This is a genomic window from Lepagella muris (genome assembly GCF_004793975.1).
GTDB classification, from domain to species: Bacteria; Bacteroidota; Bacteroidia; order Bacteroidales; family Muribaculaceae; genus Lepagella; species Lepagella muris.
On the sequence record NZ_SRYB01000039.1, the window covers coordinates 1 to 24,151 of the forward strand.

23 protein-coding genes are annotated in these 24,151 nt (G+C 38.7%); 4 read left to right on the forward strand and 19 right to left on the reverse strand.

Going from position 1 to position 24,151, the window contains the following annotated elements; genetic code table 11:
- Positions 1-272 (forward strand): hypothetical protein (locus tag E5331_RS20830; protein ID WP_275441290.1); only part of this gene is annotated, 272 nt, incomplete at its 5' end.
- Between the two features lie 97 nt (positions 273-369).
- Here E5331_RS20830 and E5331_RS17855 read toward each other — a convergent pair.
- The 19 genes from E5331_RS17855 to E5331_RS17940 form a co-directional block, all read right to left on the reverse strand.
- The gene (locus tag E5331_RS17855; RefSeq protein WP_123481011.1) at positions 370-690 is read right to left on the reverse strand and encodes a hypothetical protein; all 321 of its coding nucleotides are present in this window, start codon (positions 688-690) and stop codon (positions 370-372) included.
- Between the two features lie 30 nt (positions 691-720).
- The gene (locus E5331_RS20835) at positions 721-855 is read right to left on the reverse strand and encodes a hypothetical protein (protein ID WP_275441291.1); all 135 of its coding nucleotides are present in this window, start codon (positions 853-855) and stop codon (positions 721-723) included.
- Positions 856-940: 85 nt separating this feature from the next.
- Positions 941-1,717 (reverse strand): glycosyltransferase family 2 protein, encoded by a 777-nt coding sequence (locus E5331_RS17860; RefSeq protein WP_123481012.1) that lies wholly within the window; start codon positions 1,715-1,717, stop codon positions 941-943.
- A 31-nt stretch (positions 1,718-1,748) separates the two neighbouring features.
- The gene (locus E5331_RS17865) at positions 1,749-3,011 is read right to left on the reverse strand and encodes a TolB-like translocation protein (protein WP_123481013.1); all 1,263 of its coding nucleotides are present in this window, start codon (positions 3,009-3,011) and stop codon (positions 1,749-1,751) included.
- Entirely contained in the window at positions 3,004-3,813 is an 810-nt protein-coding gene (locus E5331_RS17870; RefSeq protein ID WP_123481014.1) for a glycosyltransferase family 2 protein, read from the reverse strand. The genes E5331_RS17865 and E5331_RS17870 overlap by 8 nt, the downstream gene beginning before the upstream one ends.
- Before the next feature lie 35 nt (positions 3,814-3,848).
- Entirely contained in the window at positions 3,849-4,931 is a 1,083-nt protein-coding gene (locus tag E5331_RS17875) for a glycosyltransferase WbsX family protein (protein ID WP_123481015.1), read from the reverse strand.
- A gap of 94 nt (positions 4,932-5,025) precedes the next feature.
- Entirely contained in the window at positions 5,026-6,198 is a 1,173-nt protein-coding gene (locus E5331_RS17880) for a glycosyltransferase family 4 protein (RefSeq protein ID WP_123481016.1), read from the reverse strand.
- A gap of 174 nt (positions 6,199-6,372) precedes the next feature.
- The gene (locus E5331_RS17885; protein ID WP_135986094.1) at positions 6,373-7,344 is read right to left on the reverse strand and encodes a hypothetical protein; all 972 of its coding nucleotides are present in this window, start codon (positions 7,342-7,344) and stop codon (positions 6,373-6,375) included.
- Positions 7,345-7,462: 118 nt separating this feature from the next.
- Positions 7,463-8,572 (reverse strand): glycosyltransferase WbsX family protein, encoded by a 1,110-nt coding sequence (locus E5331_RS17890; RefSeq protein WP_123481018.1) that lies wholly within the window; start codon positions 8,570-8,572, stop codon positions 7,463-7,465.
- Positions 8,569-9,219 (reverse strand): acyltransferase, encoded by a 651-nt coding sequence (locus E5331_RS17895; RefSeq protein ID WP_123481019.1) that lies wholly within the window; start codon positions 9,217-9,219, stop codon positions 8,569-8,571. Before E5331_RS17895 ends, E5331_RS17890 begins: the two co-directional genes overlap by 4 nt.
- A gap of 17 nt (positions 9,220-9,236) precedes the next feature.
- Positions 9,237-10,031 carry an acyltransferase gene (locus E5331_RS17900; RefSeq protein WP_135986096.1) on the reverse strand — a complete coding sequence of 265 codons (795 nt, stop codon included), beginning with the start codon at positions 10,029-10,031 and terminating at the stop codon, positions 9,237-9,239.
- Positions 10,032-10,140: 109 nt separating this feature from the next.
- Positions 10,141-11,496 (reverse strand): lipopolysaccharide biosynthesis protein, encoded by a 1,356-nt coding sequence (locus E5331_RS17905; RefSeq protein WP_135986098.1) that lies wholly within the window; start codon positions 11,494-11,496, stop codon positions 10,141-10,143.
- A gap of 23 nt (positions 11,497-11,519) precedes the next feature.
- Positions 11,520-12,977, reverse strand: coding sequence for a dGTP triphosphohydrolase (dgt, locus tag E5331_RS17910; protein ID WP_123481024.1), 1,458 nt, complete (start codon positions 12,975-12,977; stop codon positions 11,520-11,522).
- Between the two features lie 15 nt (positions 12,978-12,992).
- A complete protein-coding gene (locus E5331_RS17915; RefSeq protein ID WP_123481025.1) occupies positions 12,993-13,685 on the reverse strand; it encodes a hypothetical protein in 693 nt (230 codons plus the stop codon).
- A gap of 8 nt (positions 13,686-13,693) precedes the next feature.
- Positions 13,694-14,122 carry a hypothetical protein gene (locus tag E5331_RS17920; RefSeq protein ID WP_123481026.1) on the reverse strand — a complete coding sequence of 143 codons (429 nt, stop codon included), beginning with the start codon at positions 14,120-14,122 and terminating at the stop codon, positions 13,694-13,696.
- A 372-nt stretch (positions 14,123-14,494) separates the two neighbouring features.
- Positions 14,495-16,315 carry a C10 family peptidase gene (locus E5331_RS17925; protein WP_135986100.1) on the reverse strand — a complete coding sequence of 607 codons (1,821 nt, stop codon included), beginning with the start codon at positions 16,313-16,315 and terminating at the stop codon, positions 14,495-14,497.
- 147 nt (positions 16,316-16,462) lie between these two features.
- Positions 16,463-17,779, reverse strand: a complete 1,317-nt coding sequence (locus E5331_RS17930) for a UDP binding domain-containing protein (protein ID WP_123484448.1) — start codon at positions 17,777-17,779, stop codon at positions 16,463-16,465.
- A gap of 229 nt (positions 17,780-18,008) precedes the next feature.
- The gene (locus tag E5331_RS17935) at positions 18,009-18,467 is read right to left on the reverse strand and encodes a hypothetical protein (RefSeq protein WP_135986102.1); all 459 of its coding nucleotides are present in this window, start codon (positions 18,465-18,467) and stop codon (positions 18,009-18,011) included.
- Positions 18,419-19,810 (reverse strand): hypothetical protein, encoded by a 1,392-nt coding sequence (locus tag E5331_RS17940; RefSeq protein WP_135986104.1) that lies wholly within the window; start codon positions 19,808-19,810, stop codon positions 18,419-18,421. Before E5331_RS17940 ends, E5331_RS17935 begins: the two co-directional genes overlap by 49 nt.
- Before the next feature lie 1,222 nt (positions 19,811-21,032).
- Here E5331_RS17940 and E5331_RS17945 point away from each other — a divergent pair.
- From E5331_RS17945 to gluQRS, 3 genes are all read left to right on the forward strand, one after another.
- Complete coding sequence (locus E5331_RS17945) at positions 21,033-21,611, forward strand: four helix bundle suffix domain-containing protein (RefSeq protein ID WP_123484452.1); 579 nt, start codon at positions 21,033-21,035, stop codon at positions 21,609-21,611.
- A 228-nt stretch (positions 21,612-21,839) separates the two neighbouring features.
- Positions 21,840-23,213 carry an aminopeptidase P family protein gene (locus E5331_RS17950; protein ID WP_135986106.1) on the forward strand — a complete coding sequence of 458 codons (1,374 nt, stop codon included), beginning with the start codon at positions 21,840-21,842 and terminating at the stop codon, positions 23,211-23,213.
- Positions 23,210-24,139 carry a tRNA glutamyl-Q(34) synthetase GluQRS gene (gene gluQRS, locus E5331_RS17955; protein WP_135986108.1) on the forward strand — a complete coding sequence of 310 codons (930 nt, stop codon included), beginning with the start codon at positions 23,210-23,212 and terminating at the stop codon, positions 24,137-24,139. Before E5331_RS17950 ends, gluQRS begins: the two co-directional genes overlap by 4 nt.
- Positions 24,140-24,151: the final 12 nt, after the last annotated feature.

Consider the following 24,151-nt stretch of genomic DNA (forward strand, 5'->3'; position numbering starts at 1 on the left):
GCAAGAACGATACCTTTCATAAGAAATACGGATTAAGTCCCACAAATTTACGCAACCATACAAACCGCGCAAATCCGCAGGAAAAGTTAAGAGCAGACGCTCAAAATAAAGCATTCAGAAAATCAAAAATCCCATCCACACTGCAACACACCCATACTCAGCCGTGCCGTAACCCGACCGTACGTAAGCATCCAATTTTGACGTGTAGGTCAGGAGAAAGGGCTTCAACGCCCCTTCTCTTAATTTCTGTCAAAAATTTAGATTGTTTTTAATTTTTGTTAACACTAATTCCGATGGTCATCGGCAGCAACTGTCCGTAATTCCGGTTGCCGTTATTTAACACAAAGGGCACGGGGAGCGCAGAGTTTTTTACTTTTTTCTCCGTGATCTCTGAGATCTCTGTGGTTGTTCCTCTACAGAAGCGTCTGACAGGGCCTTCCTCAGCTCGGCAATAAGCCGGTCCTGCTCCGCGAGTCTGTTGTCCTTGATACGGTTCGAGGCCAGCAACTCATTCATGCCACTCAGAAGTTCATCCATTTTACGGCTCATCTCCTCTGTCCTGGCTCGATCTTCCCTGGCAACAGTCTCCGCCTTAACAGCTCGATGTTCCAAAGCCTGAGCCTGCTCCCTTGAGTCTTCGAGCATCTGTTGCAGGAATATGATCAGTTTTGATTTCTCGTCTGGACTCATATTAAGCCCCCCTACCCCCTAAAGGGGGAGTTAAAGCTCATGGTATTGAAACAGATTATACGGCACGTTGTTCTTTTTACAGTATGCCTGTATCGAGACTCCACGAGGCATTGCTTCGACCATATAGCCAACATAGAATCTTTCAAAATCTGAGTCACTGTACATATTTTTCGATTTAAAAATTTGTCAGTGCAAAGATAGGGCTTATTCCTTAGCAATACCATACGTCAAAATTGGACGCTTACTGATGCTATTTATTCAAATATCTTAGGAAAATCAATTTTGTAATATGAGTAGGCATGAATCTAAAATAAAAATATAGATTTGATTTCCATTTAGACCAGCCTAATACCTCTTGATACACTGCAATATTATATTTAACCAATGACCGCTTATTATTTGATATTGACCCTACCCTCTTTCTATAATATGCCAACGGCTCTTTCATTCCACACGCATGACCACACTTTTCAAGAACCTTTAGTTTCAATGCCCAATCCTGTCGTTTCCTCAATTTAGGCATATATACTTTCCCTATTCCATTGGTATCATACATTACTGTCAGGAAACCCATCTTATCGTCCTTACACATCGATTCCAACGTCTCACGCTTTCGGCATACCACAATTCCTGTGATTTTATCAGCTTCATCACACGTCAAATACGATGTATGACTCATTTTACAATTCTTAGCCTCCATAAAAGCCAACTGTTTCTCCAACTTATCCGGGAACCACCGGTCATCACTGTCACAAAAAGCAATAAACCTACCTTTTGCCTCCTCTATCGAAGTATTCCTTGCGACACCGGCTCCGGAATTACTTTGAAGACGAATTAACTTTATTCTTGGATCTTTCCTTACATAATTCCCTATTACATCGCAAGAATTATCCGTGGAGCAATCATCAGTAATCAACAATTCCCAATTAGTATAAGATTGCGATATTATTGATTCAATGGTCTCTTTTATAAATTCAGCGCAATTATACGATGGGGTTATGATTGAAACTAGTCCGTAGTCTTTCATACGTTTGGAATATATTAGAGAAATACACAAATTAAAGATTCATTACGTATATTCCTCGTTTCCCCGATGAGGGAGAATCAAAACAAAGATATTTTCCAGATTTTGAAACACGAGGATGCAAATCACATGCAATATGGCACTTAAAATCTTTTGTTTGAAACTGTTTGGGGCTGTATACGCTTACAATTTCTTTACAATTATTATTATCAATATCAACTTCATATATATGTGCCATTCTCCTTTTATCCGGATAAGTATCTGTCACGAACTTTGAATTGCCTACAAATGACTGATGACCATCTGAATTCAAGACATGTGGCGCTATTATCTTATAATTATCAATAGCATTCATGTCATAAAGCACATGACAACTCTTACCATTAATAATACAAGAAGCAATCAGCTGATTACAATTATTCCATACATAATGCGAACCAGAATCTTGTGTTGGCAACGTATACAAGCATTTATTTTTACGATCATACACTCTGATCTGAGTCCATCTTTTCATATAATTTCCTTCAAATGGTATTCGACGATATAAGAAAGAAATATATCGACCATCCGGAGAAAATTCAGAATGAGTGACAAAATGTAGATATTTCTCCTTCATTTCTTTAGGAATAGAATTTGCCAACTCATCCAAACTAACCAATAGTTCCCTATCTCCTGTTTCTGTATTCATTAAGAATAGTCCTGTTTGTTTAGGATAATATTCTTGAATAAGTCCGTCATCATTATAAGGATATCCATATCCTGGCATACAACGTTCCAATCGAGTATAGCTAAAAGAAGTGGCTATCCTCTCTTTATCATTATTAAAAATTGCATCAATAGCATGAGGAAGTTCCTTATACAGTCTTCCATCTATTGTTTCAATTACGGCTATTGGATGAATTCCATTACTGGTATTAAAAATAACTTTATCATCATCATACCATTGAAGTCTACAACCCTTATGCCAGTTCCAAGCTATTGATTCCCCTATTTTATGAAAAGAACCGATCACTCCATCTTTAAAATCAAAATAGCCAACATCTAATTTTTCCCCAGGATTTGGCATACGCAAATCAAAATCAGCACGTTGCGCGAGAAGTTTTGTATCATCTATTGAAAATGGACTTATATCATGGAATCCAAAAAAATAACCTTCTCTGAAAACCAATTTATTTTTAAACTGATTTTTTTGTTTTGGAAGACAATCAAATGCCGATTGGTATATATTTCTTATAAATTGTTTAAGCGCAGGATTTTTCTTTACCGCATGATATACTAATTCTTCTATTTTATTCATAGTATGTATCTAATATGTATTTTATTGCTTGATAATTATATTCATAGTATGAGCCTCTTTTCATTTTACCGGTAGAAGCATGTTCTTCATCCATTATTTTCAAAGATGGTTCATATATGACCTTCATCCCAATTCGCTGAATTTCTTCCGCAAGATATTGTTCTTCTCCAAACAGGAATATTGGATATTCTATTTTCCCTCCTTTTTCAAAAAATTCCTTTGTTAGAATTATGAAAGCTCCATGACCTGCGTATATTTCAATTGCTGAAAATTTAGGTCGAAGTTTTTTTCTCTTATATAGTGTTTTCTCATACAGGCGATGGATAACTGGGAATCGGTACATCAATTTTAGAGCCTTCATTTTATTTAATGAAGGTCGGATTAATATTTTTGGATTTTTATCACGATTTTCGGCATTACTATAAATCTGTGGAGCAATCCATGCGTATTTATTATACTTTAAGTATATGGAAGATAACTGGCTAAAGAAATCTGAAGAAATGGTTAAGTCTACATTGCTAATTATTACTAAATCTTGTTCATTGATATATTTCTTTCCAATTTTATTCACTAACCAATTCACACCTCCGAAATATCCCAAATTATCAATAGGGAAAGAGAATAATTCAAAATTTTCGGGAATATATTCAATACTTCTTTTCATATCAGAAGCATCTCCTATGCAAATAGACACATTTACATTTTGATTACCAATTGCATCTAAAGATTGATCTATGGTATTAAGAAAAGTAACCAAATGAGAATAGGAATTATAATTTACACATAAAAAAAGTACTTTCATACCTTATATATTTTTAGTATAATTATTCAAAAAAATCATTTCATATTCTCATTTAATGTCTCAGATATAGCTTCAAGATAAGCATATCCCATCTCCGTATCAGGTTCAAGATATGTACCTTCTGCCCATTCATTCCAAGCATTTATAAACAAGTAATCCGTCTTATAGACATTCTTGCCAATGTCTATCTTCTTTTTTAGATATTCCTTAAATTGAGATTTAGATGGCCGAGAAATAAAAATTCCCTTTTCTTTTGTTCTTGGAGAATTGTCCCAACCCATAAACACTCCAGGATATGTACCCTCAGGAGAAAGATTACTTAACGACTTATTTACCTCTTCATCAAAAGAGATTGATGGATGTTCGGGGAGAGATGTCTTAAAGAGCTTATTTAATAATCTTATTGAATATCTCCTCAATCTTTGCAGATATAGTGTTGATAAATTCTTGGCTCCGGTTGGCTCAAATTCCACCTTTGCATCGAAAGGCAGCTTCCTCGTTTCCGGCAACCATTTTTTTAAAGTTTCAACAAAATGAATCCCTGGTAGCCCATTTTTCTTTGCAAGAGCATTCCAATAATTCATCATTTCCTCACATTTCTCAATGGATGCAGATTTATATATCAAGAACATTGGCTTTCCATTTTCCTTTATATATCTTTCATCTAAAAAGAATGGTAGCAGATACTCAAAATGCTTTTCCCATTCAGTTTCAGTTCCATATTCTTGAGGCATTAAGACTTCCGTATTTTTTCCGTCCCAAGTTCTTGCCCATGGTTCATTCGCCCAAGAGAAACAAAATTTTAGAGGTATATCCTTATTGGCTAAAAGATTCTGGGATGGTTTCTCCAATAATAATTTCCCATTAAACCAATAATGGTAGAAGCAAAATCCATAAATTCCATACTTATTCGCTAATTCAGCCTGCCATCTTAAAGTTTCAACTTTACTTAAGTCATAATAATTATCATTCAGTGGGATTCGCGGCTGTGACTGACCCTTCCTATAGGGTTTAGCCTTACGTACATTTGTCCACTCTGTAAATCCCTTTCCCCACCATTCATCATTCTCTGGAATAGTATGAAATTGGGGTAAATAAAATGGTATTATTTTCGTCATTGTAAATATTACTTATGTAGTGAGTAGTAATACTTTTGTATACTTATCCACTGTAAAAATGTATGTTATAAAGCCAATGCTTGATATACTTAGCTCAATACTCGCTATATTTTTCTTCCAATATTTCATGATAGTATTCTATTACATTATTTACATGCTTCTCAATAGAATACATGTTTGAAACAACTTTAAATGCCTTCTCTGTTATGGAAACATAGTCCTTTTCTTGGAGACTAATTGCTCTAAGCAACTGTGAATCTAATTCATTCTCAGTTATAAATCTAAAACCTATTTCCGAACCTATTAATTTATTTCCATTGTCAAATTGTTCTTTGGTGCCTGCCGTATCTCTACCTACCACCATAGTTCCATTCAACATTGCCTCTACAGTAATGAAGCCAAAGCCTTCATATTCACTTGGCACCACAACCACTTTCGACTCAGCCATCAATTTATATATATCACTTCTAAACCCCAAATATTTAATTTGTGACTTAGCTTGCATTTTTGAAATTATATCCTTTATTCCTATCTGATCATTTCCCACAAGCCAAAGTTCATAATCCTTAATCTTATGGGAGATTCTTTCAAAACTTTCAAGCAACATTCTAACTCCTTTTTTTTCTGAAAGAAGACCCACATATAACAATACTTTATTTTTCATCACGTTAGTCCGCAATGTTTGTATTATTTTATCAGAAAAAACACCATCATATATTATCTTATCCTTTGTAGAATTTAACCTATAATAATCGTATACACTCTTAGTTATTGCAATACAATGATTATTTTTTCTTTCAAATAAATCTCTTACCTTACCTTCTCCTCCAAATGGCTTATAATTATACCCCAATTTTTGACATTCTCTAACATGCCAAACGTGAGGTATATTATTTCGTTCTGCCACTTCAGATCCTATACGTATTGTTCCAGTATTGGAATGTATTATATCCGGTTTCTCTATTTTTACAATTTCTTCAAGCCTTGACCTAAAAAAAGGACGATATACCCAGACTCTAATCAATCTTGGCAAATATCTTATTTTATCCTTTATGCTTCTAAAATTAGGAAACACCTCATTTTTGATATACTTAATAACATACATTCGTATATTATCATTTTTATCTATGAGTTGCGCAACACCTTTTGAAGAAGGTACAACTGCAATAACCTTAATTCCCATTGAGGCTAAACCATTACATAAATTTGCGAAAGCAATCCCAGCACCTTGAATTCCTTGATTATGTGCAATTATTAATACCTTCATAAAATTCTATTTATAATTTTAATTACTCTAATTAAACTTGTGTAAGTTGTCGTTTTGGCAGGGGCGCTCCAAGTAAATATGGAGCCAACATACACATCCAAGTAGGATAGGAATTTTGTGTTAGAAGTAATAAGTAAATCACCGTAACAATAAATAATCTATAAGTTTTATATTTTAAGAAATAATATGAATATATCTTATAGCTAATATCAAACCCACCAAACCATTTTGAATAATAAACACTTTATAACCTGCGCTACCATCTATGATATTTTGATCAACTTCTTTTCCACATAAAAAGTCTATAGAATTGAACAATTTATTATATTCAGTATCAACTTGTGATGTAAATCTATTATTACCTGCAATATTTCCATCATCATTTACCTCTAAACGACTCCATAAGAATACTTCAATCACATCCCCGTAACCAAGAGATTCAAACATTATCACTAATCCAGAACATGCTAAAATTAAATATGCTAATCCTTTTATAAGATGTTTATTAAAATTAAATAAAACATATCCTATAAAAAGAGTAATCATTCCCGCTAATGAAAATGACCAAATTTCCGCAATAAATAATATTAATACATACTTATTCTTTAAATTGAAATTATTGAGAATTATTAACGGCACAATTCCCATTGTCATGTGACCTGGTTCTGCAAATATTGACATAAACCTAAAGAAATTTGTCAAACGACCATCATTCTGTATGATAAATGTAATATAATTTAATGCACTATATCCAACATCTTTATATTCAATTTCCGTAGGTTCTATATTCCAGATATCAAATAGCCACAATAAATATGTAAATAATGATATTAGCAATAAAATTGAAAACCATTTTGTTATATAGTTTATATATTCTTTTCTATCTTCATTATTAAGAGACAATAGTCCCCACCACACCACAAATAAGACGATATTCTGAATAATTCCATTTATATTACTTTTTAAACATTCAAATAATGAATATATCAATAATATGAAAAATAATCCTACATCCTCTTTAGATAATCGAAATGGATTACGCAGACACAAAATAGCTATCGAACATAATGCTCCTATTCCTATAGTAATCAGAAACAATTGATTTGTCCATATATACCACGGATGCATGCTATTTAAAAACAACATAAATATAACAAATTTATATGCTGTTTTAATTCGATTCTCAAATTGCAGATGCATGTTATATATTCAATTCAATTGAATCACTTTATATTAAATTATTTTCTATAATGAAATTATAAATTCATTTGTCAGCTTCTTCTAATGCTTCCTTTAAAGCTTGTATATATCCTTTCCCGAATTTTAAATCTGGTTCCATATAATTACCTTCTCCCCATTCATTCCATGATTTTAATATTAGAATTTGTTTATTCTTTGGCTTCCTTTTAATTAATTCAAGAGCCTGTTTCACATGCTGTTTAAAAAGAGAAGGAGTTGAATCTGTGAATATCAATCCCCCTGCACCTCTTCTAGGACTCCAATCCCAATTAGGGACGATTACTGGCACTTTATTCTCATCTTCGCAAGATTTATCTAATAAATAACGCATTGCATCCTTATATTTGAATACAAATTGCGGAATTCTAAGAATCCCTCCTATTTTATTTCGATAATAATTAAAAATAAGTGACCTTTTAGAGTAATTTTGCTTTAGCTCAATATTTCTAATTAAATCTAACCCAACAACATCTGTCTTCCTTATTGTTTCATCATCGAAATCAGCTATATTTGTAGTATATGACATAAAGAAGAACTCTGGCAACCCGTTTTCCTTTGCTAATTGATTCCAAACATTCTTCATCTCTTCAAAATAAGATATTTTCTTTACGTCTAAAATCATATAAGCCAATCTACCATCAATTCTTAAATACCTCTTGTCTTTAAACGCAGGCAAAAGATGATTAAACATCTTAATCGCATCATTAATTCCTGGATATGCCATTGTTATCAATGGCTCTTGTCTCAATGATTTTGTATCCGGATTCCATTCTTTCTTTGCCCAATTATGATTTGCCCAACATAGACAAAATGGAAAATCTGGTTTGCCATATTCTATTACTTCTGTCAATGGTCTTTCCATTATTGTATGACCATTGCCAAACCAATAATGATAATAGCAAAAAGCAGTAACACCTGCTTCTTTTGCTAATTCAGCTTGTTTTTCTCTCACCTCAGGGATTCTTAAGTCATAATATCCAAGATCTGCTGGCACCCGGGGCTGATAATGTCCCTTAAACAATGGTTTGGCCTTACCAACATTCGTCCACTCAGTAAATCCCTCACCGAACCAATTATTATTCTCTTCAATTGGATGATATTGTGGCAAATAAAATGCAATCACTATTGGTTTCATATCACTTGTTTTATTAATTTTGCAGGAACTCCGCCTATTATACAATTTTCAGGAAATGATTTAGTAACAACTGAATTTGCAGCAACCACACAACCACTACCTAATCTTACACCTGGTAATATTGTAGCTTTATCACCAATCCAAACTCTATCTCCAATTTTAATAGCCCCCTTAAATTCAATTTCTCTATCAATAGGGTCTACATTTTCCATTTCTATACACGTATTATTCCCATGGGAATTATCTGTTATCGTCACCCATCTCCCGGTCAATACCCCATTACCTATCTCTATTTTCCCAACAGCTGTTATATGATTATATTCTCCAATATTACAATTATCTCCGATAATAATTTTTACATTATTTTCATTAACTATATGACTTTTTGAGTTCCAACATGTCAAAATGACATGCTTATTTATGATACAATTATCGCCTATTGAGATAGACTCAGGGTGATTTGTTGTAAAATCTGTACATATCAAGGAATTCTTCCCAAAGTTTAAGAATAAACTTAAAATCCTATAAGTATGGAATTTTATAATTATAAAATTCCATAAATCCAAAATCCTATTATTATGTAATTTCCCTATCAAAATGACTGGAAGTAAAATATATGATATAATTTTTTTTATTTTACGTATCATAATTATAATCAGATTAGCTATCTCAAAAAATTTCTTATCTCATCATCATTTTCAATAATAATATATTTCTTATCATTGCCATCTAAAAAACGTAAATCTAATTTTTCAATTTCAGAAAGAGTATCCTTACCATACGTGCGAGCAATGCCACTTGCAATCACTTTAGCAGGGCATCCTCCCAAAATACTGTAAGGTGGAATTTCCGAATAATTCTTGCATAATACAGAATAAGAAGCAGCTATAATTGTATTATCTGGAATCACTGAACCTTTCTTAATAGTACACCTATTTCCAATCCAAATATTGCTACCAATTTCTATTTTCTCAAAACGTGGTTTAATACTTTTATTTTTTAAATTAATTGTATAATGAAAATCTGTATCTAAAACCTGAGACTGATATGTAATACGAACATTATCGCCCATTACAATTCTATGAATACAAAAAATCATCACATTCTCCCCAAACCAAAAATTATTACCTAACTCAAGAATTGCCTTTTTATCTAAATTAAGATCAACACCTTTATGAATAAACCCTTCTTTACAATTTTTTAATTTCAAAATTCCATCAATCCTTATTATTCCATTTCCAGTTGTTCTATAACCTATATCCCAACCCCATTTAATCATTCCGAATTTAACTTCTCCAACAATTTCTATATTTCCATTTAATCCAGCAAATTTAGGATTTCCGTAGATTAAAATTGGAATCTTTGTTGCTTGTCTTTTGGGCAAACAACTATAATTAAATATTAATGTTTTCCTAAAATTAGGAATTTGAATTAATTGTATCTGCTGTATCTTATTCAATGCCTTTTTCCTATATTTATACAATACCAGACTAACAAAAAAATACAACATACAATTAAAATATTTTTTTATCCGTAATGATAATGTAAATATCAATAACTTCCACATATTATTTTATCCAAACTCCTTTAGCTTGATTATTAACAATTTTTCTAATTTGAATAGTAAATACTATTGCATATAATAAATTTACAATTGACATCGAGTAAACAATACCAATTGCACCGATACATTTCCCTAAAAATAGGGCTAATGGTAAATAACCAACCAATCCAATAATTATAAGATACAATTCCACCTTAATTGCTCCGACCCCTGTTATCAGTGTTATCTGAAGACTATCCCAAGTATGTATAATCATATATATGGCAATAGCCAATGTCATTGAAAACGGTATAATTGCATCAGATCCAATCCATAAATAATATACCGGACCAGATACACATACCATTGACACTATTGAAAATAATACAACATAATAAAATTTTACCATTTTATTATAGATATTCTTCATCCATTGATAATCTTTTCGTGTGAATGCATCAGTAAAGGCAGGCCACAAAGGTGCCAATATAATTTGGAAAATCATAGATGAAACCCCTATATATTTATAAACGATATTATATGAAGTAACGTCCTCAGGACCAGACACATTGGATATTAATATATTTGTTGATTGATAAAAGACAATAACTTGTATATTAATAATGAAAAATTTATATCCCAAACCGAATAAGTCTTTTACTAAAGAAAAATTTACAGATAAAATTGATGGTTTTACTTTTTTGAATTTCTTATTATAATATATAATTGAGAATATCAATGTAACAGTTACAGGGATGAATGAAATGGAAATTGCCAATATTGGTAAAGATGGAGGAGCAACTTTTATTAATATAAATATTACAATCAGAGAAATCGATTGTCCAATCACACCAAACATTGAAGATAATGCAACTTTCTGATATGCAGCAACGACTGTCGTAAAAACATTAACAATCATTTGCAAACATACAGATATCGTCAAGATATGAATTGTTTTAACAATATCTTGTTCATATACTTTATCAATATTTAGTAGAGAACACCAATCTATATAAGGAATAATTAGTTCAACAATAATACATAATGGGCAAAAAATAGCCACCATTACTACATAAGTGGTAGATACCAATGATTTTCCTCTATCATAATCATTTTTCGCTAAAGATTCTGTAAGTTTATTTTTTAATCCTTGAGTAAATCCAATATCAAAATGGTTAAGCCAGATTACCATTGTAGATAATACCAACCAAACTCCATAAATTTCAGAACTAAGATAACCTAACGTTAAAGGAACCAACATTAAGGATATAATAATACTTATACCCTTTATAACTAAAGATGCAATTACATTTTTCTTAACAACTACCGAACGTGCATGTCCTGAAAAAAACTGTTTATATTGTTCCTTTAGAGATTTCATAATAATCTATACTACTAAAACCCTTATAATGATTGGCCACTTAATTGACGATATAATGAAAGGGCATATTTATCTGTCATTCCTGCAACAGTGTCAACTACTGCCCTTAATTTATAATATGAACTTAATGATTCGGGATCAAGATCCAGATACTCAGCATCAGACATAAAATATAAATCCTCTCCACTTTTAACATTCTGATGATATGCTACATTTAATGTGGTTTTAGAAAGTACGCATTTGCATTTCTTCCGATATTTCTTATCTCCATTAAACATGTACCCGATCAATTTATCCAATAATCCTGTTAGAACAGCATTACCAATCAATTCCTCTTGTTCAATCTCTTTTCGAGGGAAAATCTTATCTTGTGCGAATTTCTTAAAAGCCTCTGATAACCTAAATGGATCATCATCTATCAATTCTTTAGAATAACTTCCATTATCTATTTCTTTTAAATTATTAATAAAATTTTTACCGGCTAATTTAACAAAATACGAGATTGTCTTAATTCTAAGATCTACCATCTTTGCTTTTTCCGATTTTTTCTTATCAGATAGACTTAAAAATTTTGATAATGAAAATTCCCCATTTTCATAATATTTTACGAGTGAGGACCTTTTTATATCTTTTGATGAAACTATCTCCTTTGATAAGAAGGATTTTATATCTTCAAATCCATACCAACCCATAGACATCCCATCTTCCATATCCATTGTAAGATAACAGATTGAATCTGCTGCTTCAACTAAGAATGATAAGGGATGTCTCTTTATTTTATTACCATTACTAAGATTACATTTATTCACTATCTCTTCAAATATATCTTTCTCACTACTGTAGATTCCATGTTTCTTATTACCGATATACTTTTTATTGCTTTTTCCTATATTTGGATATTTTAAATATGCTGCCAACGTTGCATACGTAAGATTTAATCCATACAAATCTTCAAGATACTGAAGCCTTGTTAAAATTCTTAAACCTTGTGCATTACCATCAAATTCCTCAAAATCTATTTTTTCTTTTGAGCTAATAATATGCCCTTTTTCCTTAAAGAATGATTTAAAATAGTTCTGTATAATCGTTTCTCCAAAATGTCCAAAAGGTGGATTACCGATATCATGAACAAATGCTGCGGTTTTGAGAATAGCTTCTATTTTCTGCTCTAATTTATACGATTCATCTCCATATAATTCTATAAACTCCTCGCTCCTGCAATAATTTGCACCTAATGAATATGCAATACTCATCACCTCCATGGAATGTGTGAGACGCGTATGTACATAATCTCCCGATGTTAGGGGTATGACTTGTGTCTTATCATGCATTCTTCTGACAGCTGAAGAAAATATTACTCTGCCTAAGTCACTTTCAAAGTCAGATCTGAAATCCGATTGAGCGTAACCATCTCCTGTTTTTCTTGTTGATTTTCGGAATCTTTCATTCGAAAGATATTTGTCCCAATCTATTTTATACATTAGATCTCTTTTCAATTAGTCCAATTGTAATGAATCATACAATATTTTACCAAAATGCCGAATTTGTTCTTTTCTCAGATTTCCTATACTTACCGATTGTTCTCCAATCCAATTCTTTAACCTTTCAGATATTGAGCAATTTAATATCTTCTTATAATGATAAATATTTAAAATACATAACCCTATGTTAGGATTCTCCTTTAATACGATATCCAATTCATTCGTCATTATGAATTCACAAAACTTATCTGAAATTATAAATGAATTTGCCTTATAATCATATATGATTGCTGAGGAATTAAAGAATGCAGTCTCTAAAAGCACCTCTGGTGTGGGTTCTAGATTAAATCTTCGTATTGCCCAGGTATCTTTTAGATACCAAATATCATAATTGAAATCATCAAATTTTATCTTCAATCCTCCAAAGGAATTAACTCTTACTTTAGCATACCGACTGATTAGTTTTATAAAATGAGATAAACTTAAATCAGTATTAACTACTATATCTAAATCTCTTGAATCACCACTCCTTTCCAAGAAATAATCCCTTATGACACCGCTGAATATATAAACATCACAATGTCTTGACAATGCATCCAATAATCTTTTCGCACTTTCATGCAGTACAAATACTTCTATATAATTTTGGAAAGCATTTCCTCGATCAATAATATTTTGTCGGGTATCTTTGAGATTCTGGTTAGACATATAATCCTCTATCTTCTTTCTTTAGTAAACGTCAAAATGCCTTTTGAGAATGAGCATATTGTTATACGGTGGGCGTATTTATCTCCTTTGACGTACTTGCCATGCGATGAAGAGGAGAAGCCAGTATCTGTTAATATTCGGATAATTTCTTTATGTGGTGTTTTTGATACCACTTCCACTATTGGAGTACGATCATTGGAAACTTCTTTTACTTTGAAACGTAGTTTATTGCCTTTCTCATCCGCAAATACTATAAATTCATTTTCTTTCTCGGACTCCATTAGACCGTAGTTTTTGCAGGCTTCCTTCATTCGATCTATGGAAATATCATCAATTAATGTGGTCGCAAGGTATATTGGATCAGCAAGTTTTATTTTTTGAGCCACTACCGATAGACATGATAATAGCAGGAGGAGTATCGTTATTGTTCGTGTCATCTTGTAGAAGATTTAAAGATTTAGAAACTTAGAGTAAGCGTCCAATTTTGACGTGTAGGTCAGGAGAAAGGGCTTCAACGTCCCTTCTCTTAATTTTTGTCAAAATTTAGATTATTTTTAATTTTTGCTAACACTGTCCGATGGTCATCGGAAGCGATAAGCTCCCCACACCCCCTAAAGAGGGAATTTAGGAGGGGTTATAAGAACAAAAAAGTTTTTGCATTGCAATGGCATGGTTGCATCTGCCATATAGCCGACATAGAATCTTTCGAAATCCGAGTCACTGTAAATATTTTCAAGTTAGAAATTTGTCAGTGCAATGATAGATCTTATTACTTAGCGATGCCATACGTTAAAATTGGACGCTTACTGTTAGATTGCGATTTTACGGACTTTTTTACCTTCTTTGACTATATATATTCCTTTTGGAAGGGTCCTAAGAAACTGTCCATATTCTTCCGAAACGCAAGAACCGGATGATTCATACATAAGCACACCGTTCATGGAATACACACGAACAGCCGCAGTATCGTCCGTCAATAATAATGAAGCTGCCAAATGACCGTCCTTCGTTATCTCATGAAACGCATCAGAATCCTTATCATAGTAATAGGCTCTCAACGCCTGCACTGTCTTTCCTTCCAAGTCAAAGATATGATCAGGTACATTTATATGAAATTCAGTATCTGTCTGACTGTATATGGGCAAGACGGTGTCATATTTCATGTCACCCTGATCTGTGGATACCTCAATACGTACGATATCCTCAAAATTATTGGTGGTGCCATTGACAATATGAACTCTGTATATGTGATCTCGGTTTTGTTTGTTATAATCGGATTCCAATTCTTCGATACTATCTGCAAGCATGAGGTTTGGATCTCCCGAATGATGGTCAGGCACTGTTATCCTGCAGAATCCATTTTCAACGAGAACCGACACAACACTCGGGGCATTCTCCCACACCTCTCGCCAATCCGGGGCAAGGGGGGATTTTGAATAGAGTCTCAGTTCATAAGAGCCGTCCGCCAATTCCGACGGGAGATGCATGCGGATGTGCACAGGCTCTGTAAATGTATAGCCGGCTCTCAGAGTGTAGGAATTGTTTGACAACTGGGTGACGGGATCACCGTCTTTCATAAGCCACCACCCAAAGCTTATTCTAGTCTTGTCGTGGCTTACGTTACGCAATCTGCAACTCAGCTTAAAATCCTCTCCCAACGACACCTCTATGTCTTGTAATGTCTTATCTCGATTCAAGATAACGCTTTCGTCCGACATGCAGACCTGAAGGGGGTAACCTGCATGGTCCGGTGTTGGATAACAGTTAATCACCATCGCCTGCTCGCAGTTATAGCATATACCCCTGCCTCCCGGATACAGACCTGTTTGGTTTATGGTCTCTATGTCAACGTACTTATCCTGACGGCCTCCATGACCGAAATTCACATGGTAGTTTCCATCGTCATCCCTACCGTCGATGACAAACATGTGTCCCACGTTGCCTCCTTTGAACTTCCAGCTTCCACGGTAAAAGACCGGATGGCCTTCTGAAAGATTCCCATTCAACATCTCAAGCCATTCAGCGGTGGTATAGTATTTGCGTTGCAGATAACGGCTGTCCGGGGAGATGTGCAGGTAATGCTGCAGCCCATACATCATTTTAGCATAATTGCCAACTGAGGTGGAACTGCCGTAATTGGAATACATCGCAGCCCCGGACGCAAACACTACGGAGGCAACCGCGTCTGCACTGGCATCCGAAAAGTCTCCCTCCTCATATCTATCCGACAACAGATCCCAGTCGAATTTCATCTCCTCAAAATTGACTTTCACGCTGTCCATCAAATAGGTACTGTAGTATGACATCTCTCCATAGCCGTGGGAGGGCATCCCGTAATAACGCAGGATCTGCGCTATGGCCACCGCACCGCATCCCGCTGCACTATTGTACGGACACTTCTTGTCATACGGATAAGACTGGTCATACTCTGATGTGAGCATCGGAGGAATACCCTGTGCCATGCTCCCAAAGCCGGATATGGCGGCTACTGCCAGTGGAATAATGATATGTCTACGGAATACGGCAGATTCGGGATAACCTGATCCCGGGATCTCTGTTCCAAATTTCCAACTATGGAATAATCTTCCTACAAACGAAAGTACCGATCGTTTTCCTTGCATGTAATCCATGATGAATTGTTGTTAGTTTATAACCGATTCCGGTTGTACGTTAATTTATTACGGATTATAGGAGTTCTGTCTTGACGTGTGAGACATGGGAAAGAACCTTGCGAACCCTTCTATGTAATGCAAGCTGGAAGCTCGTGTTACAGACCGTTAGTCGCGGGAAAAGAGATCGCGGGTATAGACTTTGGAAGCGACGTCTTGGAGTTCGGGGCTTGTGCGGTTGGCGAGGATGGCTTGGGAGAGGCGTTTGAATTCGGTGAGGTCGTTGACCACGCGGCTGCCGAAGAAGGTGGATCCATCTTCAAGTGTGGGTTCGTAGATGATGACAGTCGCACCTTTCGCCTTGATGCGTTTCATAACGCCTTGGATGCTGCTCTGACGGAAGTTGTCAGAGTTTGATTTCATCGTTAAGCGGTAAACCCCTACTACTGGTGATGGCGTCTCATCCGCTCCCCCTTTAGGGGGTTGGGGAGCTGCGGTATAGTCGTACCAACCAGCCATTTTCAGGACTTGGTCGGCGATGAAGTCTTTGCGCGTGCGGTTGCTCTCGACTATGGCGGTCATCATCTGCTGCGGCACGTTGTCGTAGTTGGCGAGAAGCTGTTTGGTGTCCTTGGGTAGACAGTAACCACCATACCCGAATGAGGGGTTGTTGTAATGTGTGCCAATACGGGGATCAAGTCCGATGCCCTCGATTATTGCCTGTGAGTCAAGTCCCTTTACTTCTGCGTAGGTATCGAGTTCGTTGAAGTAGCTGACACGGAGGGCAAGATAGGTGTTGGCGAAGAGCTTGACTGCCTCCGCCTCCTTCATACCCATGAAGAGAGTCGGGATATCCTCCTTTATCGCTCCCTGCTTCAACAGACCGGCAAATTCACGTGCCTTAGCCTCAAGATAATCCACGTCCGCAACTTTTCTAATAGCCTCATTCTCTTCCTTAAACTCTTCCCGGTTTATCATCTTGGGATAACCGACGATTATACGGGAAGGATAAAGATTGTCGTAGAGTGCCTTCGACTCGCGGAGGAATTCCGGAGAGAAGAGGAGATTGAATCTCTTGACACCCTTGGCTGCGTATTTTATGTAGAGCGAACGGCAGTAGCCGACGGGGATCGTGGATTTGATGACCATGATGGCATCGGGATTGACGCTCAGGACGAGGTCTATAACATCCTCAATGCAGTGGGTGTCGAAGTAGTTCTTGACCGGGTCATAGTTGGTCGGTGCCGCGATTACGACGAAGTCGGCATCGCGATAAGCCGCCGCACCATCGAGGGTGGCGGTAAGATCCAGATCCTTCTCCGCGAGATATTTCTCTATGTATTCATCCTGTATGGGAGACTTGCGGTTGTTGATGAGTTCCACTTTTTCGGGAATCACATCCACGGCTGTTACCGTGTTGTGCTGAGCGAGAAGAGTCGCTATACTGAGGCCTACATAGCCTGTGCCTGCTACTGCTATTTTCATAATGTAATGAAGACCCCAGGATCGCACCCTGCCCCTAAAAGGGATTTGGGATGACGAAGAGGGGATTGGGTGTATTTTATTGTAGATTAATTTCTTTTTGTTCTTTTGTTTCTTCGTGTGAAAATTTTTCGCGCTTCGCGCTCACACTTGAAACAAAACGGCTGCGCAAACATATACGTGGATATGTAATATATATATTATTCGCTTGCCGGATTCGTTTTTGCTCTTTTTAGGGAGCGGGGACGGCGGCTCTTTTCTTTTTTAGGGTGAGGTAGAGGCGGAGTTCGTCGGCGTCGATGGTGGCGGCGGTGTTGGTCATCTCTCTGGCTATCATTTCGTAGATGGCGGTCTCGCTGATGGAGGGGTCGCCCGCGGTCCAGGCGTCGATCGCGCGACGGCGTTGGCGGATGACGAAGTCGTTGTCGGGGGCGTTGCCGTAGCCGAGCCGGTGGATGGGGTCATACCATTCGAGGAGGGAGGGGAGGTCGCCGGGTGCGGTGTGCGGTAGGGCATCGCGGATGTCGTCGGAGAGGGTGCGGCAATCGGCGGCTACCTGTAGCTCTTGGGGTGTGGGAGCGTGACCGTCGAAGCAGAGGTTGCCGGAGAGTTGGCACTGCTCTATGAGGGTGTGGGCTCGCGTCAAGAGATGGGCTGGAGATAGATCTCTTCTATGTCTTTTACTGTCCATGTGGCGAATTCTTTGCCGGAGAGGGCGAGTGTGTAGGTGCGGGTGCCGTTGGAGTTGTGTATACTGCGGATTACGCCTAACTGATTGTCTAACGCTCCGTAACCGTCTATCCTTACCTGCTGGTTGACGGCAAGCGGTGTGTCAAGGGTGACGATTTCCATCCTGACGTCGGGGGTGAAGGATCCGATGTGTTTCTGGAATGCCTTCATCTCGCGTAGGGAGATGGCACAGTAGGGACTGTCGGGGGTGTTGCTCCAACGGTAGCACCATGCGAGTTCTCCGATGTTGCGGAAGAGTGGCGCAACCTTGTCCTTACGCATCTTGAAGAAGAGTATGGAGGGGAGGTATGGTTTCTCTATCTTTTTCCGCTTACCTTTCTTGTCGGCTATGACGAGTTGTTGGGTGGGATAGTAGAATGTCATATCGTCGAGCATCTTTCCGTCGGTCTCGCTTATTGCCGTCTTTATATCGTCGGGGGTGTTGCCGGGTCGCATCTTCATGACGAACCAGCGGGAGGCTGCATCGTGGATGGAGTCTGCCACTTTCTGCATCAGGCGTAACCGGTCGGCAGTCTCCAACTCGGCAGGGAGGATATATTGGAGGAATGAGTATTCTTTTGGGATACTTCTGACTATCGCACGTATCTCTTCGGGCTGTATTCCGATGCGGAATGCGGCTGCTATCCAGATGGATGTGATTGTGTCGCGTGAGATCTCCTGACCAAGTTCAAGACCGTATGCCGATATTGTGCCATACATCTGATGAAGCAGGTCGCCAATGATTCTTCCTTCGCGTTTCTTACCCTGTTCGAGTCCGAATACGTATCTTTTCCGCTTCGAGGCTCTCATGCTGTCGATTATCTCGTCAAGCTGGAGGATTGCGGGGGTGTCATCACCGAATTTCAGACGTATCAATTCGGGCAATCCGATGCCGGGGTCGAAGAGGAGGTAGAGGAAGATGGTGATGATTTCGTAGTCAGAGGATGTGGGGGTAATGTTGAGCAGCCGGCGGATTATGTCGCAGTTGGCATTTGCCCGGTCTACGCCCTCCTCTATGTCTTGTGCCGCCAATTCCTTGACCTCATCAAAGATGGCAGCTGATTCGGTATCATCTTTCCATTCTTTGTAGAGTGCGCGGAGGATACTGAGGTATTTCCGTCGGCTTGCGGGTTTAAGTCCGGCTATCATCATGTGGGCTATCCAGTTTTGGAGAGCCGGGACGGTGATGTCGTCGCAATCTTTTGACGGGAATGATTCCCGGAAGGAGGTCACTGCGCTTCTAACTACCCTATCGTCGGGACTGACCGTTTTCTTATTTTCGACAAATTGGAGAAACGATGTCATCTAAGTAGCAGTGAATCAATACTATTCAAAACAGACGAATAGAAACGGCATAATTTGCCGGACATATTCTTTCTTCTCTCGTTTTCAGTAATTTAAAGAAACGAAAGGCAAGTTTTTGAAGTATTTGTAAGATCCTATTCATATTGATAGGCACTCCAGGGCGGGAGGGTATGCATCTCTTATGAAGAGATACGCACAGCCTCTAAAGAATTGCAAATCATAATTTTGAAAGTAGCTAAAATCATAATTTGCTAAACAATCATATTAAAAAAGCCTTTAATGAGCGATATAAAAGCCTATTTTTACAAAAATTAGGGAGCTATAATTGGGAATTTGAGCAAAATTTTATAACTTTGCATCGAATTAAGTATCTCTTCATAAGAGATATGGATGTTTGCTAAACAATTTTTTGGGGCTTAGACTGATTGGACTTGCTTGGACAGCTTGGACTACTTAGACTTTTTTGGACTAATAGGACTTGCTTGGACAGCTTGGACTTATTAGACATTTTTTGGACTAATGGGACTTCTTGGACAGCTTGGACTACTTGGACTTTTGGGACTAATGAGACTTGCTTGGACAGCTTGGACCACTTAGACTTTTTGGACTAATGGGACTTCTGGAACAGCTTGGACTAATTAGACTTTTTGGACTAATGGGACTTCTGGGACAGCTTGGACTAATTAGACTTTTTGGACTAATGGGACTTCTGGGACTTATTGGACTTCTTTTTTTCTTGGACTTCTTTTTTCTTGGACTTCTTTTTTCTTGGACTTCTTTTCTTTAGCTGCTTCTTTTCTTTGGACTTTCTTGGACTTTTTTTTGGCTGATTGGATTCTTTGTCTTTCGGGATTTGAAGGTAATTTTGGGGGAATTTGATGGAGATTAGGGATTTTTTGGTGATTTTTTGGATTTTTTTTGCTGATTTTCTTTTGGTTGCTTGTGGGGGATTATCTTTTTTTATACTTTTGTTGTGGCTGGGGTTATTGTATCAGCTTTTTTGATTTTACTCTAATGTATTTAGTAATCTTCAAAAAATAACTTGTTAAAGTTATAAATGTAAATTTCTCTTGTGGCAGCATCTTTCCGGTGCTTTCGGAGCGCGGAATCAGTCGCATAGCCCGCTATGCTCCATCTTCCTTACTCCGAAATCCCTCGGAAATATGCGCCAAACTTTCACAACTTATTTTTTTACGATTACTTACCCTAATATCTTTACCTGATGAATGCTGATTTTTTGCCACAGAAAGGTGGGTTCCGTAATCTGATTGCTTATAAGTTGTCGGATAATATTTATAATCTGACGTATTTGTTTGCTCATAAGTTTTTAAAGAAGGGTGACCGCACTATTGATCAGATGGTTCAGGCTGCGAGGAGTTGTAAACAGAATATTGCCGAGGGTAGTGCTGCAAGTACTACTTCTAAGGAGACTGAAATTAAGTTGACGAATGTGGCAAAGGCGAGTCTTCAGGAGCTTCTTCTTGACTATGAGGATTTTCTAATGACGAGGGGACAGAGGAAATGGAAAATTGGTGATCCGCCTCTGGAACAGACGAGGAGTGTGATTCGTCAGGATAATCCGACTGAGTATTACATTGATAAGGCTCAGGCGTGGAATAGTGAGACGTTTGCTAATGTGGTTGTGACGATGATTCATGCTTGCGACAGATTGCTGTATAAACTTATTGAGAAACAGAAGTTGCAGTTTTTGCAGGATGGGGGTATCCGGGAGGAGATGAGTAGGGCAAGACGGGAGTATCGCAGCAATCAGACTGATTATAATAATAGGAAGACTACTTAGACTGCTGGGACTAATTAGACTTCTTGGATTTTTTGGACTAATAGGACTTCTTGGACTACTTGGACATCTTAGTGGTCTTAGTAGTCCAAGCGGTCTTAGTGGTCTTAGTGGTCCATGCTGTCTTAGTGGTCCAAGCTGTCTTAGCGGTCTTAGTGGTCTTAGTTGTTGGTGCTGTCGTTTTTTTTGTGTATTTTTGCGGAAACAATCTAACCTTAAAAACATTTTGTTATGTTTCCGAAAGATACTTATGTGAAGCGTCGTGAGGCTCTCAAGAAGAGATTGGGTAGCGGTCTGCTTCTTTTTCTTGGTAATAATGAGTGTGGCGTGAATTATGCCGATAATACTTATGACTTCCGTCAGGATTCTACGTTCCTTTATTATTTCGGTCTGCCGTATGCCGGTCTGAATGCTGTCATTGATATCGATAATGACCGCGAGATTATTTTCGGTGATGAGCTGACTATCGACGATATCGTGTGGATGGGCACCCAGCCTACCCTTCATGAGAAGGCTTCGATGGTGGGTATCTCCGACACTCGTCCTGCCGCCGACCTTGCCAAGTATCTGCGCGGTGCGAAGATTCTCGACCAGAGGATACATTATCTGCCCCCCTATCGTCCGGAACATAACGTGCAGCTGCTGCATCTTCTCGGATTGCTCCCAGGTGCGGAACAGCCCTCAATCCCGATGATACGTGCGGTGGTTGACCAGCGTAATCATAAGAGCGAGGAGGAGATTGCAGAGATAGAACGTGCGTGCGACGTGACTGCCGACATGCATATCACTGCTATCAAGATGCTTCGTCCCGGCATGAGGGAGTGTGAGGTGAGCGCAGCTATTGAGGAGGTGGCACAGGCTGCCGGAATGCGTCTGTCATTCCCAACAATCGCCACTGTCAACGGTCAGACTCTCCACAATCATTACCACGGCAATGTGGCGAAACCGGGTCAGATGCTGCTCGTGGATGCCGGTGCTGAGACTGAGATGGGTTATGCTGGCGATATGTCGTCAACTATCTGCGTTGACAAGACTTTCACCCCGCGTCAGAAATCGATATATGATATTCAGGTGGCATCTCATCTTGCCGCTGTAGATGCATTGAAACCGGGCGTGCCGTTCAAGGATGTCTACGAATTGTCGTGCCGCGTGGTATGCGAGGGTCTGAAGGGACTCGGCATCATGAAGGGTGATCCGGCAGAGGCTGTGGAGGCTGGTGCACACGCCATGTTCTACCCCTGCGGACTCGGACACATGATGGGTCTTGACGTTCACGATATGGAGAACCTCGGTGAAGTATGGGTAGGCTACGACGGTCAGCCGAAGAGCACTCAGTTCGGTCGCAAGTCGCTGCGTCTGGCACGTCCGCTTGAACCGGGATTCGTCCACACCATCGAACCGGGCATCTATTTCATACCGGAACTTATCGATCTCTGGCGCGGTCAGCATAAATTTGAGGATTTCATCAACTATGACGAGGTGGAGAAATGGAAAGACTTCACAGGCTTGCGCAATGAAGAGGATTACCTCATCACGGAGACCGGTGCTCGTCGTCTCGGCAAGAAGATACCGCTCACCACGGAGGAGGTGGAAGCTCTACGATGACAGGCCGTTTCGCACCGTCACCAACCGGACGGATGCATCTCGGCAATATTTTTGCAGCCCTTGTCTCCTGGCTATCGGTCAGGAGTCAGGGGGGAAAATGGATACTGCGGGTCGAGGATCTCGACCCGCAGCGTTCGCGTATGGAGTATGCCCGTCAAATAGAAGATGATCTCGCATGGCTCGGACTGGAATGGGACGAGGGCGGTGTCGATTCAGTGGGCGATCATGGTCCGTATTGCCAGAGTTTGCGTGGGGATATATATGAGGAGGTCTTGCAGCGGGTGGAATCGACTGGACTCACCTACCCCTGCTACTGCACACGTGCCGACATCATGGCTACGCAGGCTCCCCATGAGAGCGACGGACGGGTGGTGTATTCCGGGCGGTGCCGTCCGGAATCGTTAGGTGGTGTGATGCCTCCGGATGGCAGTAAGACGGCACGTGCCACGCGCCTTTACGTGCCTGACCGGGAGATACGTTTCACCGATGTCGTATATGGGGAGCAGAGCGTTAACCTTGCGAACCATTGTGGTGATTTCGTGCTGCGGCGTGCCGACGGGGCATGGGCTTATCAGTTGGCAGTGGTGGTAGATGATGCCATGATGGGGGTGACAGAGGTGGTACGCGGAAGCGACTTGCTGCTGTCGTCAGCACAACAGATATATCTCTATGAACTGTTGGGGAAGGAACCGCCACGATTTGCACACGTGCCATTGCTATGTAATGCGGAGGGACGAAGGCTGTCGAAACGTGATTCTTCGCTAAGCATGGAGCTGCTTCGGGCTGCCTATTCTCCGGAGGAGATCATCGGCAGATTGGCTGCTTTAGGTGGTCTAATACCGGAATATACCCCCATAACCGCCTCATCGCTTGCAAAGCATTTCAGCTGGCACAATATAAGCAATCTTCCCACAATAACTTGTTAGCAGCTATTGTGG